General features: G+C 71.6%; 15 protein-coding genes, 2 tRNA genes and 1 riboswitch. Of the genes, 11 read left to right on the top strand and 6 right to left on the bottom strand.

What is annotated here, in order from left to right; all coding sequences use genetic code 11:
* Nucleotides 1–82 precede the first annotated feature (82 nt).
* The 4 genes from AC07DF_RS11680 to AC07DF_RS11665 all read left to right on the top strand — a co-directional run bounded on the left by AC07DF_RS11680 (nt 83) and on the right by AC07DF_RS11665 (nt 3,730).
* Nucleotides 83–433: a metallopeptidase family protein gene (locus tag AC07DF_RS11680; RefSeq protein ID WP_184593542.1), complete on the top strand. Its 351-nt coding sequence runs from the start codon at nt 83–85 to the stop codon at nt 431–433.
* A gap of 87 nt (nt 434–520) precedes the next feature.
* Nucleotides 521–1,054, top strand: coding sequence for a hypothetical protein (locus AC07DF_RS11675; RefSeq protein ID WP_478969576.1), 534 nt, complete (start codon nt 521–523; stop codon nt 1,052–1,054).
* Between the two features lie 332 nt (nt 1,055–1,386).
* Nucleotides 1,387–3,504: a DEAD/DEAH box helicase gene (locus AC07DF_RS11670; protein ID WP_478969574.1), complete on the top strand. Its 2,118-nt coding sequence runs from the start codon at nt 1,387–1,389 to the stop codon at nt 3,502–3,504.
* Nucleotides 3,505–3,657: 153 nt separating this feature from the next.
* Nucleotides 3,658–3,730, top strand: a tRNA-Lys gene (locus AC07DF_RS11665).
* 111 nt (nt 3,731–3,841) lie between these two features.
* Here AC07DF_RS11665 and AC07DF_RS11660 read toward each other — a convergent pair.
* From AC07DF_RS11660 to AC07DF_RS11650, 3 genes are all read right to left on the bottom strand, one after another.
* Nucleotides 3,842–4,228, bottom strand: a complete 387-nt coding sequence (locus AC07DF_RS11660; protein WP_478969572.1) for a peptidoglycan-binding domain-containing protein — start codon at nt 4,226–4,228, stop codon at nt 3,842–3,844.
* A 197-nt stretch (nt 4,229–4,425) separates the two neighbouring features.
* The gene (locus AC07DF_RS11655) at nt 4,426–5,286 is read right to left on the bottom strand and encodes an RNA polymerase sigma factor SigF (RefSeq protein WP_478969570.1); all 861 of its coding nucleotides are present in this window, start codon (nt 5,284–5,286) and stop codon (nt 4,426–4,428) included.
* A gap of 204 nt (nt 5,287–5,490) precedes the next feature.
* On the bottom strand, nt 5,491–5,934 hold the full coding sequence (locus AC07DF_RS11650; RefSeq protein ID WP_454360593.1) for a MarR family transcriptional regulator: 444 nt from the start codon (nt 5,932–5,934) through the stop codon (nt 5,491–5,493).
* A 184-nt stretch (nt 5,935–6,118) separates the two neighbouring features.
* On the opposite strand from AC07DF_RS11650, the gene AC07DF_RS11645 reads away from it, so the two are divergent.
* The 5 genes from AC07DF_RS11645 (at nt 6,119) to AC07DF_RS11625 (ending at nt 10,265) form a co-directional block, all read left to right on the top strand.
* Nucleotides 6,119–7,288 carry a PP2C family protein-serine/threonine phosphatase gene (locus tag AC07DF_RS11645; RefSeq protein WP_478970938.1) on the top strand — a complete coding sequence of 390 codons (1,170 nt, stop codon included), beginning with the start codon at nt 6,119–6,121 and terminating at the stop codon, nt 7,286–7,288.
* Nucleotides 7,289–7,427: 139 nt separating this feature from the next.
* Nucleotides 7,428–8,345, top strand: coding sequence for an STAS domain-containing protein (locus AC07DF_RS11640; protein WP_478969568.1), 918 nt, complete (start codon nt 7,428–7,430; stop codon nt 8,343–8,345).
* 50 nt (nt 8,346–8,395) lie between these two features.
* Nucleotides 8,396–8,761: an STAS domain-containing protein gene (locus AC07DF_RS11635; protein ID WP_478969566.1), complete on the top strand. Its 366-nt coding sequence runs from the start codon at nt 8,396–8,398 to the stop codon at nt 8,759–8,761.
* Nucleotides 8,761–9,204 carry an anti-sigma regulatory factor gene (locus AC07DF_RS11630; RefSeq protein ID WP_382492635.1) on the top strand — a complete coding sequence of 148 codons (444 nt, stop codon included), beginning with the start codon at nt 8,761–8,763 and terminating at the stop codon, nt 9,202–9,204. The genes AC07DF_RS11635 and AC07DF_RS11630 overlap by 1 nt, the downstream gene beginning before the upstream one ends.
* Nucleotides 9,204–10,265 carry a SpoIIE family protein phosphatase gene (locus AC07DF_RS11625; RefSeq protein WP_478969564.1) on the top strand — a complete coding sequence of 354 codons (1,062 nt, stop codon included), beginning with the start codon at nt 9,204–9,206 and terminating at the stop codon, nt 10,263–10,265. The genes AC07DF_RS11630 and AC07DF_RS11625 overlap by 1 nt, the downstream gene beginning before the upstream one ends.
* Nucleotides 10,266–10,309: 44 nt before the next feature.
* Here AC07DF_RS11625 and AC07DF_RS11620 read toward each other — a convergent pair whose 3' ends face one another.
* The 3 genes from AC07DF_RS11620 to AC07DF_RS11610 all read right to left on the bottom strand — a co-directional run bounded on the left by AC07DF_RS11620 (nt 10,310) and on the right by AC07DF_RS11610 (nt 12,222).
* Nucleotides 10,310–10,810 carry a MarR family winged helix-turn-helix transcriptional regulator gene (locus AC07DF_RS11620; protein ID WP_478969562.1) on the bottom strand — a complete coding sequence of 167 codons (501 nt, stop codon included), beginning with the start codon at nt 10,808–10,810 and terminating at the stop codon, nt 10,310–10,312.
* Nucleotides 10,811–10,927: 117 nt separating this feature from the next.
* Nucleotides 10,928–11,569, bottom strand: coding sequence for a GTP cyclohydrolase II (locus AC07DF_RS11615; protein ID WP_478969561.1), 642 nt, complete (start codon nt 11,567–11,569; stop codon nt 10,928–10,930).
* 137 nt (nt 11,570–11,706) lie between these two features.
* Nucleotides 11,707–12,222, bottom strand: a complete 516-nt coding sequence (locus AC07DF_RS11610) for a MarR family winged helix-turn-helix transcriptional regulator (RefSeq protein ID WP_478969559.1) — start codon at nt 12,220–12,222, stop codon at nt 11,707–11,709.
* A 90-nt stretch (nt 12,223–12,312) separates the two neighbouring features.
* On the opposite strand from AC07DF_RS11610, the gene AC07DF_RS11605 reads away from it, so the two are divergent.
* Together AC07DF_RS11605 and AC07DF_RS11600 are read left to right on the top strand one after the other, a co-directional pair.
* Nucleotides 12,313–13,440 carry a dihydrofolate reductase family protein gene (locus AC07DF_RS11605; RefSeq protein ID WP_478969557.1) on the top strand — a complete coding sequence of 376 codons (1,128 nt, stop codon included), beginning with the start codon at nt 12,313–12,315 and terminating at the stop codon, nt 13,438–13,440.
* Between the two features lie 54 nt (nt 13,441–13,494).
* A tRNA-Met gene (locus AC07DF_RS11600) sits at nt 13,495–13,568 on the top strand.
* 294 nt (nt 13,569–13,862) lie between these two features.
* Nucleotides 13,863–14,019: riboswitch (cyclic di-AMP (ydaO/yuaA leader) on the top strand.
* The last annotated feature ends 1 nt before the right edge of the window (nt 14,020 follow it).

Below are 14,020 nucleotides of genomic sequence, written 5' to 3'. Positions count from 1 at the left end.
GATCCCGTATGCCCAAGTCCCGGGCCTGATATGCGACGCCGGATGGCTCTCGTACGGCCGGGTCGTGGCCGACAATGGGCCTGTGCTGGAGATGACGCGCGAGGAGTTCGAGGAACTGGTCGCCGAGGCGCTCGACCGGATTCCGCCGGAGCTGACCCGACTGATGGACAACGTCGCGGTGTTCGTCGAGGACGAGCCGCCGGCGGACGATCCCGAGCTGCTCGGGCTGTACGAGGGGACCCCGCTGACCGACCGGGGGGAGTGGTACGCCGGTGTATTGCCGGACCGGATCACGATCTACCGGAACCCGACCCTGCGGATGTGCGAGTCGCGGGAGGACGTCGTCGCGGAGACGGAGGTCACCGTGGTGCACGAGATCGCGCACCACTTCGGCATCGACGACGAGCGCCTTCACGCCCTGGGCTACGGCTGAGCGTGATGTGAACGCGGGGCGCGTGTCCTCTTGTGGGCGGCGGGAGTTGAAGGTGTTGACTCCATCACCCTTCCCGGAGGTGGCCCCGTGCGCCCCTTGTACGTACCCGTCCGCCTGGCCGCCACGGTCGTGGCCGTCGCCGCTGCCGCCGGCTGCATGAGCGTCGGCGACGACGGCGCGGGCGGGAGTGCCAAGCCGTCGCACTCCGCGGGGCAGCGCGGCGGGGAGGCGCCCGACGGCGGGCCGGCGGTGTCGGGCGGCGCTGGCGGGGCCGATGCGGCGGCGGCCGACGGCAAGCACGGGCGGGGCAAGGGGAAGAAGGGCGGGAAGGGCGAGCGCGGCAGGCACGGGGAGTCGGCGGCTCCCGAGGCGTCGCCGTCCACCGCGGTGAGCGCGTCCGCGCCGGGCGGCGGCAAGCCGGGGAAGCCCGCCAAGCCGACGCCGAAGCCGCCGGCGCCGCCCACTCCCACCCGGACGGTCGAACCGGAGCCCACTCCGACACCGCCCGAGCCGACGGCATCTCCCGAGCCGACTCCGGAGCCTTCGTCGTCGGCGCACGAGCCGCCCGGGCCGCAGCTGGCGCAGCGGGAGCCGGCCCCGGAGGCGGGCGAACCGGCGTAGCACTGCGGTGAGCTGCGTCACGGCGGGGACTTGGCGGGAACAGGGTGTGGGGGTGGTGGGTTGGAAACGGCGGGAGGTTCTCCGGGCCAGTGGCCGACGGAGGGCGTCCCGGTCTGTCTCCTGTGGAGTCCGGTTTGCCTTGCGGGGCCCGGAGTGCGTATGGTGGCAGATCGTTTGATCCCATTCTTGCCCGGCGCCACTACAGAGCGCGCCGTGTGGCGCGTACTCTCCTTTGCCGTGGTGGACCGCATTGAGGCGGTCGTATTGCGAATCGCGAATCACGGAGTTGACGGGCGCGTGCCGATCGAGACTCCGGAAGGTTTCGCATTCGCATGTCCATCGCCAGTACTGATCACGTCGTCGTGCCCGAGAACGAGGCAGCCGACGTCACCCCCGAAGTGACTTTCGCCGACCTCGGCCTGCCCGAGGGCGTCGTGCGCAAGCTCGCACAGAACGGCGTGACCACCCCCTTCCCCATCCAGGCCGCGACCATTCCGGACGCCCTGGCCGGCAAGGACATCCTCGGCCGTGGCCGCACCGGCTCCGGCAAGACCCTCTCCTTCGGTCTGCCGACCCTGGCGACGCTCGCCGGCGGCCGCACCGAGAAGCACAAGCCGCGCGCCGTCATCCTCACGCCGACCCGTGAGCTCGCCATGCAGGTCGCCGACGCGCTCCAGCCCTACGGCGATGTCATGGGGCTGAAGATGAAGGTCGTCTGCGGCGGTACGTCGATGGGCAACCAGATCTACGCCCTGGAGCGGGGCGTCGACATCCTGGTCGCCACCCCGGGCCGGCTGCGCGACATCATCAACCGCGGCGCCTGCTCGCTGGAGAACGTGCAGATCGCCGTTCTCGACGAGGCCGACCAGATGTCCGACCTGGGCTTCATGCCCGAGGTCACCGAGCTGCTGGACCAGGTTCCGGCGGGCGGCCAGCGGATGCTGTTCTCCGCGACCATGGAGAACGAGATCAAGACCCTGGTCGACCGGTACCTGAACAACCCGGTCAGCCACGAGGTCGACGCCGCCCAGGGCGCCGTCACGACCATGTCGCACCACATCCTCATCGTGAAGCCCAAGGACAAGGCGCCGGTCACCGCGGCCATCGCCTCCCGCAAGGGCCGCACGATCATCTTCGTCCGCACCCAGCTGGGCGCCGACCGCGTCGCCGAGCAGCTGCGCGACGCCGGTGCGAAGGCCGACGCGCTGCACGGCGGCATGACCCAGGGCGCGCGGACGCGGACGCTGGCCGACTTCAAGGACGGCTACGTCAACGTCCTGGTCGCCACGGATGTCGCCGCGCGCGGTATCCACGTCGACGGCATCGACCTGGTGCTGAACGTGGACCCGGCCGGGGACCACAAGGACTACCTGCACCGGGCGGGCCGTACGGCGCGTGCCGGCCGCACGGGCACCGTCGTCTCCCTCTCGCTCCCGCACCAGCGGCGTCAGATCTTCCGGCTGATGGAGGACGCGGGCGTCGACGCCACGCGCCACATCATCCAGGGCGGCGCGGCCTTCGACCCGGAGGTCGCCGAGATCACCGGCGCCCGGTCGATGACCGAGGTCCAGGCCGAGTCCGTGGGCAACTCCGCGCAGCAGGCCGAGCGCGAGGTGGCCCAGCTCACCAAGGAGCTGGAGCGGGCGCAGCGGCGTGCGACCGAGCTGCGTGAGGAGGCCGACCGGCTGCTCGCGCGGGTCGCGCGTGAGCGGGGCGAGGAGCCCGCGGCCGCCGGTGAGTCCGGCTCGGCCGTGGACGTTCCGGCCGGTGTCGAGGTCTCGGTGCCGGAGCAGCCGACCGCGCAGGACGTCGCGCGCGAGGAGCGCGCCGAGTCCTCCCCGTCGTACGAGCGCCGGGAGCGGCGCGAGGAGCGTGGCGGCGGCTTCGGGCGTGACCGGTACGCCGACCGGGAGCGGTCCTTCGACCGTGACCGTGGTGGCGACCGTGGTGGCCGGTCCTTCGACCGTGACCGCGGTGGCGACCGTGGTGGCCGTTCGTTCGAGCGGCGTGACGAGCGTGGGGGCGGTTTCAACCGGGACCGTGACCGTGACCGCGGTGGTGACCGTGGTGGGCGTTCCTTCGACCGCGACCGTGGTTTCCGTCGGGACGACCGGGGTGACCGGGGCGAGCGCGGGGGCTTCCGGCGTGACGACCGCGGCGGGCGGTCCTTCGACCGTGACCGCGGTGGTGACCGTGGCGGCCGTTCGTTCGAGCGGCGTGACGAGCGTGGGGGCGGTTTCAACCGGGACCGTGACCGTGGCGGCTTCCGCCGCGACGAGCGCGGTGGGCACCGTGGCAGCGACCGTCCCTTCAACCGGGACCGCCGGGACGACCGTCCGGGCTACCGCTCCGGCGGGCACGACCGCCCGAACGGCCGTCGTGACGACCACCGAGGCGGGGGCTCCTTCGGCCGCCGCGAGGACAAGCCGCGCTGGAAGCGCAACGGCTGACGCATAGCAGTGTGGAGCGCCGTGGTCCCGCCCCGACGGGCGGACCACGGCGCTCTGCTTTGCGTCCCGTACGGTGGTGTGTGACCGTCACGTTCCGATACCCGATCGGAGACTCGCCGTCCTGCGGCTATGCTCGTGGGGGCAACATCACCTGGGCCCTTAGCTCAATTGGCAGAGCAGTGGACTTTTAATCCATTGGTTGTGGGTTCGAGTCCCACAGGGCCTACGGCTGGTAGGCAGGGGATATGCCCTCTGACCTGCTACGCAGCGCCTGAGTCGGCTTCGGCCGGGTCGGGCGCTGCTGCGTTTTCAACCGTTGCTCCCGCCTCGCCGAGTGTCAGCAGAAGAAGGGGCGGCCCGGGTCGTTGGCCCAGAAGGAAAGGAAGGACCAGGTCTGCGCTCCGATACGTCCGTCGACGACGATTTCGGCGCATCGCTGGAAGGCCGTCACCGCGCTTCGCGTCTGCCCGCCGAAGTCTCCGTCCACGTCCAGCCCGGCTCCTACAGCCTCATTGAGATAGCACTGGGCTTGCTGGACAACCGCCCCGGATGAACCTTGTTGGAGGGTGGGCCGACGATTCGTGAAGTCGCATATGTCGTCCGGCCCCTGCGCTACGACGCGTTCGGTGCGTTCCGGGATGACCTGCGGCGCCGCCGCAGCAGGACCTCCGATCAGGCCTGCGGAAAGGAGAACAGCCGCAGCGATCACGTGCGCTCGTCGCATCCTCAACCACCTCCCGAAGGTGCTGCACGTGTCTCCAGCGTGCGCTGGTGCCTCCCAGGTCGCATCTCGACGCAGGAAGCTCCGAGGGGCCGCCCAGGAGCGGGCGTTGGCGTATGCGGCGGGTTCGGGGCGGAACCACCGAAGAGCCCCGGTCCGGACAGCGTCCGGACCGGGGCTCAGGTCGATTCCGGGGCGGCTCAGCCCGTCGTCAGCATTCCCGCCCGCAGTCGCGCCACCGTCCGGGAGATCAGGCGGGAGACGTGCATCTGGGAGATGCCTAGGCGCGCGCCGATCTCGGCCTGGGTGAGTTCCTCCACGAAGCGCAGATGGAGGATGAGGCGCTGGCGTTCGTCGAGTTCGGCGACCAGGGGGGCGAGGGCGTGGAAGTCCTCGACCAGTTCGAGGGCCGGGTCCTCCTCACCGATGAACTCCGAGAGCGTCGCGTCGCTTTCGTCCGCGTCGCCGCCGACCGTCGCGTCGAGGGAGGAGGAGAGGTAGCCGTTCGCCGCGACCTGGGCCTCGACGACCTGCTCCTCGGTGAGGTTCATCAGGGCCGCCAGTTCGGCGACCCGGGGCGCGCGGCCGAGGCGTGAGGCCAGTTCCTCGGTGGCCTTGGCGAGTTCGGTACGCGCCTCCTGGAGGCGGCGCGGCACGTGCACGGCCCAAGAGGTGTCACGGAAGAACCGCTTGATCTCGCCGATGATGTAGGGCACCGCGAAGCTGGTGAACTGCACCTCGCGGGAGACCTCGAAGCGGTCGATCGCCTTGATCAGCCCGATGATGCCGACCTGGACGACGTCCTCCATCGCCTGGCCGCTGCCGCGGAACCGGCGGGCCGCGAACCGCACCAGCGACATGTTCATCTCGATGAGCGTGTTGCGCGCGTACTGGTACTCGGGAGTGCCCTCCTCCAGTACGGCGAGCCGGTCCAGGAACTGTCCGGTCAGCTCGCGCGCGTCCTGCGGGGCGAGCTTCTGCGGCTCGGCGATCCGGGGCAGCACCTCACTGGTCTCGGTACCGGAATCCGTCGTCGTGCCGATGCGTGTGGTCGCCGTCACGGGCCCTCCCTCGTAGTCCCGGCCCGCTTCCATCCCCCGACAGGCCACCTCCAGCGCCGCTACCCGCAGTCGCCCGGCTCATGCCCCGCATATGCCCCATCGAGACGTTGACCACAGTCGGTGCAGGTCGGGGCGGTGTCGGGGTACCCACAAAAGTCTGCGACGGTACGGACAGGAGGGTGGGGCGGCGTGGCGGGGAGGAGTTCAGGCAGTCCGGGTGCCGGGCGAGCCGGAGTCGTCGGAGGCGTCGTGTATCCGGGCCGCCGCCACGTCGCAGAACGCCTCGAGCCCCTGCAGCAGCGCGACCCGCTTGGCCGCGGGCATCTGGTCGAGCACCTCGCGCAGCGCCTGCTCCCGTCGTACGCGCAGATCGGCGAGGAACGTACGGCCCCGGCCGCTGAGGCGCAGGCGCACCTCGCGGCGGTCCACCGGACTCACCACGCGCTCGACGAACCCGGTCGCCTGCAGCCGGTCGCAGAGCCGGCTCGTCGAGGGCGGTGTGGAGGCCAGGGAGTCGGCGAGGGTGCGCAGGTTGATGCCCTCGTGGTGCTCGAGGATGAGCAGCACGCGCAGCTGGGAGGCGGAGGCGGGTGCCGTCGAGGCCCGGCCCCAGAGGACTTCCAGCAACTCCGCGGCCGTGGAGGTCACACGTGCGACCTCTGCTGGCTCAGGGCGGGGTCGGAGGGAAGTCACAGTCACACTCTCGCAGGCACCGGGGTGGCCGTCAGCGTACTAGGCGCGCGGGGGACCGGGGGTGGCCCGGGCGAGGGTCACAACCGCCTACCGCGCATTCGGACCAAGGATTGGTGTGTCGACCATCGTGACGACGATCGTGAACAGATTCGTGGCCGCCGAGCGCGCCCTGCGCACGGCGGCACCCCATCAACTGCTGGACGCGGTCCGTCGTGTACTGACCGATCAGTACGCGGCGGACTCCGTCGAGCTTTTCCTGGCCGACTACGGACTGACGGTGCTCCAGCCGGTGTCCGTGCTGCCGCACACCCTGCAGCCGGTGTCCGTGCACAACAGCCCGGCGGGCCGGGCCTTCGGGGCTCAGGAGCCCTGGGTGGAGGCCCTTCCGGGTGACCCGGTGGACAAGGTGCGCGCGCATCTGCCCGTCACCGTGCGCGGCGACCGGCTCGGCGTACTGACCGTGGTCCTGCCGGGCGGTGAGCACGCCGACGGCTGCCTCGGCGAACTCGCCGAGATCGCCCAGGTGCTGGCACACGAGGTGGTCGTGGCCGAGCGGGACACCGACCTGTACCTCCAGGCTCGCCGCAGGGGCCGCCTCACCCTGGCCGCCGAGATGCAGTGGCAGTTGCTGCCGGGCCGCTCCTGCGTTCGCCCCGAGTACGAGCTGGGCGCCCAGCTGGAACCGGCCTACGCGATCTTCGGCGACAACTTCGACTGGTCCGCCACGGCCGACCGGCTGAGCCTCTACGTCACCAACGGCATGGGCGAGGGCATCGAGGCCTCCCTGCTGACGAACCTGGCGATCAACGCCCTGCGCAACGCACGCCGGGCCGGTCTCCCTCTCGCCGACCAGGCCGCCCTGGCCGACCAGGCGGTGTACGCGCACTACCGGGGCCGCTGCTATCTGTCCGTGCTCATGCTCGACTTCGATCTGGCCACCGGGCGGGTCCGGGCGGTGGACGCCGGTTCCCCGCAACTGCTGCGGCTGCGCCGGGGCGCGGTGGAGCGGGTGGACTTCGACGCCCAGCTGCCGCTCGGCATGTTCGAGGAGACCGACTACGTGGCCCAGGAGTTCCGGGCCGAGCCCGGCGACCGGCTCGTCTTCGTCAGCGACGGGGTGTACGACGTCGCCTCCCCGGGTGGAGAGGCGTACGGCGCCACCGCCCTGGCCCGGGCGATCCAGTCGACCCGGCTGCTCCCGGCCGCCGATGTGCCCCGGGCCGTGCTGCGCGAACTGAGCGGCCATCGCGGCGGGCCGGTCGCGGACGACGACGCCCTGGTGGTGTGCCTGGACTGGCGTGGTCGATGAGGGACGGGGAAGGCGCAGGCCAGGGGCGGCGAGGGGCAGTTGTTTGGTGTCGCCCCGCATCGGCACTAATGTTTGTCATACGGCAAGTAATGGCTGGGGTCCCGTAGCGCGGCCTCGGTCCGGTCCGTGCAAGGGAGCGATGCAAGTGTCGGAATCGGAACGGAACGCGGAACAGGAGCCGGCCCATTACCAGGTGAGCGCCTTCCTCGAGCAGCGCCGGGAGCAGATCGCCCAACGATGGGCGGACGCCGCGCTGTTCCGCACGGTCTTCACCGTCTCACGGGACGAGGCCGTGGAGGCGGGCCGGTCCGTGGCCGCCGCGCTGGCGGCGGTGGCGGCTTCCGGCCGGACGGAGGACATCCGGGCGCCCGGATTCGAGCCGGTGCGCGACCAGTTGGGCCGGATGGCGGCCTCCCGTGCCCGTACGGGAACCGACCCGGACGGGGTCGCCGACGAGGTGGCCGCCCTGCGCGCACCGGTGACCGAACTGCTCCGCGCCGAGTTCCCGGACCCGTACGCCCCCGAGGCCCAGGAGAGCGTGCTGGCCCTGACCGTGCTCATGGGCACGCTGCGCATGGTCGTGATGGAGACGTTGGTCAGCGCGGGCGAGGAACTGATCGCACGGCAGCGCGAGCAACTGCTCGAAGCGGCCACCCCGGTGATCAAACTCTGGGAGAGCACCGTCGCCGTGCCGCTGATCGGCACGCTGGACAGCGCGCGCAGCCAGGTGGTCATGGAGAGCCTGCTGGACGCGATCGTCGCCGAGCGCGCCCGGTTCGCCATCCTCGACATCACCGGTGTGCCCACGGTCGACTCGCTGGTCGCCCAGCACCTGATGAAGACGGTGGCGGCGGCCCGGCTGATGGGCGCCGAGTGCATCGTCTCCGGGATCCGGCCCGCGATCGCGCAGACCATCGTCCACCTGGGCATCGACCTCGGCACGGTGCTCACGCGCGCGAGCCTGGAGGACGCGCTGGCCTACGCGCTCAGCCGGCAGGGCGTCGAGATCGCGCCGCTCCGGTCGGCCGGCCCGGCGGCCGACGCGGGCGTGCGGTGACCGGGCTCGGGCCGGGGGTGCCCGGATCCGCGGGGGGACACGCCTTCACGGTGCCGGTCCTCCAGCTGGGCGACACCCTGCTGGTCACCCTCCAGGGAGAGCTGCACGACGGGATGGCCGAGCAGCTCCAGCAGGACATCACGGCCCGGATCGCGCACACGCGCGTGACCGGAGTGGTCATCGACATCTCCGGCGTCGACATGGTCGACTCTTTCCTGGGGCGGGTCCTCGCCGAGATCGCCGCCGGAGCCGGACTGCTGGCCGCCCGTACGGTGCTGGCCGGGATGCGCCCGGCGGTGGCGATCACCCTGGTCGAACTGGGGCTCACCCTGCCGGGCCTGCGTACGGCCCTGGACGTCGAACGCGCGATGGAGCTGCTCGCCGCCGGCGAGCGTCACAGTGAGGGGAGTCCCTGATGCAGGCCTCCCGCCATGCCGCGCCGACGAGCCTGCCCATCGGCTCGGACGCCGATCTGGCCTGGGTGCGGCAGCAGGTCAGGCAGGCCGCCGCCGAGCTCGGCTTCGGGCTGGTTCAGCAGACCAAGCTCGTCACGGCGGCCAGCGAACTGGCCCGCAACACCCTCGTCCACGGCGGGGGCGGCCATGTGGAGATCACCCCGCTGGGCCTCGGGCCGTCGAGCGGACTGCGGCTGGCCTTCGTCGACAACGGGCCCGGCATCCGCGACCTCGACCAGGCGATGACCGACGGCTACACCAGCGGCGGCGGGCTCGGTCTCGGCATGAGCGGGGCCAAGCGGCTGGTGCACGAGTTCGAGGTGGAGAGCCGGCCCGGCGAGGGGACCACCGTCACCGTCACCGCCTGGGCCACCGCCGTACCGCCGTCCCGGCCGGGGGCCTGATGAGCAGGGTGTGGGACGTGCCGGTGGACGACTCGACCCGGGTGCGGGACGTCCGGGTGGCGGCCGAGGAGGCCAGCGCCCGCGCCGGGCTGCCCGAGCCCCGCACCGCGACCGCCGCGCTCGTGGCGACGGAGCTGGCGACCAACCTGCTGCGGCACGCGGACGGCGGGCGCGTCGTCATCAACCTCGTCGAGCGCGGCCGCGACGGCACCCCGGAGACGTCCGTGCAGATCGTCTCGCTGGACCACGGACCGGGCATCCCGGACATCGCGGCGGCCATGCGCGACGGCTACACCACCGCGTCCTCCCTGGGCGCCGGCCTCGGCACGTGCCGGCGCATAGCGAACGACTTCGACCTGCACAGCGCACCCGGACGGGGCACCGTGGCCGTGGCCCGCATCGGCCACGAGCGGGCCGTCAGAGGGGCGCGGCCCGTGCCGGGCCCGCGGGTGGGCGGCGTCAACGTCCCCCTCGGCCGGGCCGAGTACTCCGGTGACGCGTGGAGCCGGGTGTACGGCGGCGACCGCGTGACCCTCCTGCTCGCCGACGGGCTCGGCCACGGGCCCAAGGCCGCCGAGGCGTCCGGCGCCGCCGTGGCCGGACTGCGCGGGGTGGCCGACCTGCCGCCCGCCGAGATCCTGCGGCACTTGGGCAGGGCCCTGCGGCCCACCCGGGGCGCGGCCGTCGCCGTGGCCCAACTCGACCTCCGGTCCGCGCAGTTGAGCTTCGCCGGGATCGGCAACGTCGGCGGCCGGCTACGCACCGGCGGCGCCTGGAAGCCGCTGCTGTCCCACCCCGGCATCGTGGGCGCGCAGGCCCCGGCGTCCGTGCCCGTGCAGCGCGTTCCGTGGCGGGAGGACAGCCTGCTCGTCCTGCACAGCGACGGGCTGCCCAGCCGCTGGACGCCGCCGGACGACGGCGTGCTCCTCTCCTGCGACCCGGCGGTGGTGGCCGTCGCGGTGCTGCGGGACGCCGGGAGCGCGGCCCTTCCGGTGCGGGACGACACGTGTGTGGCCGTACTGGGCGCCGGTGGTGGAGGGCGGCACGGCTCGGGGGCCTGACTCACTCGATTCCGTCAGGATGCGGCACGGCTCGGGGGCCTGACTCACTCGGTTCCGTCAGGATGCGGCGCGGCAGCGTCCCGTGCCGCCAGGAATCCCCGCAACCCCCGGCTCAGAGCCACCCGTTCCGCCGGTTCCATCGCCGCCAGAGCCGTGGCCAGGGCCTCGGTCCGGCGGTCTGCGACATCGCTCAGGACATGCCGGCCGTGCGGGGTGAGCCACAGCTGTACCTCACGACGGGTGCCCGGGTGCGGGGCCCGTTCCAGCAGGCCGGCCGCCGCGAGCCGGTCGCAGAGCCGGCTGGCCGTGGGGAGGCCGATGTCCAGCTCGTCCGCCAGGGCCGTGACGTTCAGGCCCGGCCCCGCCTCCACGGTGCGCAGCGCCCGCAGCTGGTGCGGCGACAGGCGCAGGGACGCCTCCTGGGCGGCGACCGACCACAGGGCCGTCAGACTGTCCACGGCATCGGCGATCTGCGACGCGACGGTTTCCGGTCCGTCGCCCGGTCCCCTCGCCCGGGAGTCGCCGGGGGCGCCGAGATCGGTCACGAAACGTCACTTTCCATAAGCTCCGGGTACTGCGGAGATCGCTCTCTTTCAAAGGCTGTACCCGATGAGCCGAGGGACAAGCAGCCCCGTTCGGCACCCGGCCGGGCCGGGCCCCGTTCAGCCCGCGCTGAGCTCCGTCAACGCGGCCAGCGGCAGCGTGTGCTGGGTCTGCAGGACCTTGGCGCGCAGATAACGGACGTTGTGCGCGGTGGTGAAGACGCCCGTGGGGACGCGGTCGCGCACATCGACGCCCAGGGTGCGCAACTGTCCCGCCTTGTCGGGGTTGTTGGAGAGCAGGTCCAGCTCCTTGATGCCCAGGGCCTTCAGCATCTGGGCCGCCGCCGTGTAGTCGCGGGCGTCCTCCGGCAACCCCAGGGCGGCGTTCGCCTCGTACGTGTCGAGGCCCTCGTCCTGGAGGGCGTACGCGTCGAGCTTGTTGTAGAGGCCGATGCCCCGGCCCTCCTGGCGGAGGTAGAGGAGCACGCCGCCGCGGTCGGCTATGCGCTCGACCGCCTCGCGCAGCTGCGGACCGCAGTCACAGCGGGCCGAGCCGAACACGTCCCCGGTCAGGCACTCGGAGTGCAGTCGCACCAGCGGGACCGGGCCGGGCTCGCCCAGGACGACGGCCACGTGTTCCTGGTTGTCGGCCAGGCCGTGGAAGGTGACGAGTTCGGCGTCGACCTCGTAGCCGTCGTGGAAGCGCAGCGGTACCCGGACGCGGGAGCGCTGAGTGGCGATGACGTCGGGGGTGTCGGGCATGCGGGGCCTCCGGGTTCCGTTCCTGTTCGGCTGCACAGCCGTCTGCTTCAGATTTGAAGCAGATCCACGGTTCGGAACACTACCCGTGCTTTAAATTTGAAGCAATCAGATTGGGAAGCCGGATGGTGTGACGGGAGTCACGAACAGGCCGATGACGACCTCCGCCGCCACGGCACGTCGTCCGACGTCGGCCGGCTCCCGTCCTCCTGGAGCCCCTGCGCGATCGCCGCGGAGATCTCCTCCAGCTGCGCCACCTGCTCCTCGCTGAGCCGGTCGAAGACGAAGCTCCGCACGGTCTCGACATGCCCGGGCGCGGCGCGTTCCAGTACGGCGAACCCCGCCTCGGTCAGTACGGCGATGCTGCCCCGCTTGTCGTAGCGGCAGGCCTCGCGCCGCAGCATGCCGTCCTTCTCCAGCCGCGTCACCGCGTACGTCAGGCGGCTGCGCGTGATCTTCAGCCGCTCGGCGAGATCGGTCATGCGCAGGCGCTGCTCGGGGGACTCCGACAGGACGGACAGGATGGAGTAGTAAAGGTGCGGCATGCCGGCGTCCTGCTGGAGCTGCCGGTCGATCGCGTCCTCCAGGAGCAGCGAGGAGGCGATGTACGCGCGCCAGGCGCGTTGCTCCTCGGGGGTGAGCCAGCGAGTCGTCATGCCGTCAGTGTAGGTTTGTTTCAAACTTGAACCAAGGCCGCCTGGGTGACCTTGTCCAGTCCCGCCGTCCCGACCAGCCGCGGAGCGTCGATGCCTCACCCGTACGTCCTGCTGTCCGCAGCCGTCTCCCTCGACGGCTACCTGGACGACACCGGACCCGACCGCCTGCTCCTGTCGAGCCCGGCCGACTTCGACCGGGTCGACGAGGTCCGGGCCGGCGTCGACGCCATCCTGATCGGCGCCGGCACCATCCGCGCCGACAACCCCCGGCTCCTGGTGAACTCCGAGGAACGCCGGGCCGCCCGCCGGGCCGCCGGGAAACCGGAGTACCCCCTCAAGGTCACCGTCAGCGGCTCCGGCGACCTCGACCCGGACGCCAAGTTCTGGCACACCGGCGGCGAGAAGGTCCTCTACACGACCGACCAGGGCGCCGAGCGCGCCCGGGCCCTCGGCCTCGCCACCGACGTGGTCCCCCTCGGCACCGGCCTCGACTGGCGCCGGCTCCTCACCCACCTGCACGACGTACGGGGCGTACGGCGGCTCATGGTCGAGGGCGGCGGTCTGATCCACACCCAGCTCCTCACCCAGGGCCTGGCCGACGAACTCCAGCTGGTGCTCGCCCCGCTCTTCGTGGGCGATCCGAAGGCACCCCGCCTCTTCGGGCCCGGCGGCTACCAGGGCGGCAGGCTCCGGCTGCTGGAGACGCGGCGCATCGAGGACGTGGTCCTCATGCGCTACGAACCCACCGCCCCGGGCACCGGCCCCCTCCCCACCGCCGCCGACCACCACTGGCTGGCCCTCGCCTGCGAACTGGCGGACCTCTGCCCGCCGTCGGACACGGCGTTCAGCGTGGGCGCGGTGGTGGTCGCGGCCGACGGCACGGAACTGGCCCGCGGCCACTCCCGCGAGGGCGGCGACCCCGTAGCGCACGCCGAGGAGGCGGCCCTGGCGAAGCTCGACCCGTCCGACCCGCGCCTCGCCACCGCCACGGTCTACAGCAGCCTGGAGCCCTGCGCCCGCCGCGCCTCCCGCCCCGCACCCTGCGCCCGGCTGCTCCTCGACGCGGGCGTACGCCGTGTGGTCACGGCCTGGCGTGAGCCGGACACCTTCGTCCAGGGCGCCGACGGCAGCGGAGTCCTGGCGGCCGGCGGGGCGGAGGTCGTCGTCCTCCCAGAGCACGAGCACCGGGCCAAGGCCCCGAACCGCCATCTGCTGTAGCGGGTGGGTGGTCACGAGTGGTCCCGCGGATGGCGTACACTGGAATCACAACGACGCGGGGTGGAGCAGCTCGGTAGCTCGCTGGGCTCATAACCCAGAGGTCGCAGGTTCAAATCCTGTCCCCGCTACTGAAGGCCGAGGGCCGGAATCCGAAAGGGTTCCGGCCCTCGGTGTTTTCCGCTTCTCCACACCCCGATTACTGCCCGTGAGCGAAGCGCGCCGCTCCGCAGAGCAACTGACACACCGTCAATACCCAGCAGTCACTTGCGGAGCGGGTAACTCGCCCGATTTAAGCCGGTCGTGGCAGGTAAGTCCGCACGAAAAAGGTTAATGATCAAGTGGAATCGCTGGAATACGCTCCCCGGGTCTATTAACGTTCGATAACGCAGCGCGGTCGTCCCAGCCGTCACAGAAGGCGGCTCCGTGCGCACGCGCCGAATCCCGAAAGGGAACCGGGGAACCACCACTTGGGGTGAATCGGGCGTAAACCGCCGTGGAAGCACGGTTGGTATACGCGCGTAGGAGACCTTCCTGCTCCGAACCCGTCAGCTAACCCGGTAGGCGAGAAGGAAGGAAAGGA

Source organism: Streptomyces sp. NPDC044719, from assembly GCF_056433405.1.
Note: the sequence above shows the minus strand (reverse complement) of the source record. Positions and strands in the feature narration are given on the sequence as shown.

Bases quoted from the DNA above. Each gene is read 5' to 3' on its own strand.
- AC07DF_RS11670 (WP_478969574.1), top strand. From the start codon at position 1,387: ATGTCCATCGCCAGTACTGATCACGTCGTCGTGCCCGAGAACGAGGCA.
- AC07DF_RS11660 (WP_478969572.1), bottom strand. From the start codon at position 4,228: ATGCGACGAGCGCACGTGATCGCTGCGGCTGTTCTCCTTTCCGCAGGC.
- AC07DF_RS11640 (WP_478969568.1), top strand. From the start codon at position 7,428: ATGCAAGTGTCGGAATCGGAACGGAACGCGGAACAGGAGCCGGCCCAT.
- AC07DF_RS11630 (WP_382492635.1), top strand. From the start codon at position 8,761: ATGCAGGCCTCCCGCCATGCCGCGCCGACGAGCCTGCCCATCGGCTCG.
- AC07DF_RS11625 (WP_478969564.1), top strand. From the start codon at position 9,204: ATGAGCAGGGTGTGGGACGTGCCGGTGGACGACTCGACCCGGGTGCGG.
- AC07DF_RS11615 (WP_478969561.1), bottom strand. From the start codon at position 11,569: ATGCCCGACACCCCCGACGTCATCGCCACTCAGCGCTCCCGCGTCCGG.
- AC07DF_RS11610 (WP_478969559.1), bottom strand. From the start codon at position 12,222: ATGACGACTCGCTGGCTCACCCCCGAGGAGCAACGCGCCTGGCGCGCG.
- AC07DF_RS11605 (WP_478969557.1), top strand. From the start codon at position 12,313: ATGCCTCACCCGTACGTCCTGCTGTCCGCAGCCGTCTCCCTCGACGGC.